The 272-nt window shown below is 68.0% G+C and carries 1 protein-coding gene; it reads left to right on the plus strand.

Annotated features, from left to right (window positions below):
- Positions 1-67 precede the first annotated feature (67 nt).
- On the plus strand, positions 68-272 hold a 205-nt coding region (locus tag HKX41_11550), incomplete at its 3' end, for a hypothetical protein (protein ID NNC24767.1).

Here is a 272-nt window from a genome sequence, read left to right on the forward strand (position 1 = left end):
GCCGCGCAAGATCAAGACCGTGTGGGGACGAGGCTATCTGTTCAGCCCGATCGCCTGGGAGGACTGAATGCTCTCGATGCTGGTCCGGCTGTACCTCACCGTGGCCGGGCTGCTGCTGTGCTCGATCCTGGTGGTGCAGCAGGTGTTCCCCTACCTGTTCCCGGACCAGTACTCCGCCTCGGTGCGGCACGAGTTCGTCGGCGAGCTGACCCTGCTGCGCGAGCGCCTGGGCGAGGCCACCGGCGCCGAGCTGGAACGGCGCCTGGGCGAAC

Source organism: Salifodinibacter halophilus, from assembly GCA_012999515.1.
GTDB lineage: Bacteria > Pseudomonadota > Gammaproteobacteria > Nevskiales > Salinisphaeraceae > Salifodinibacter > Salifodinibacter halophilus.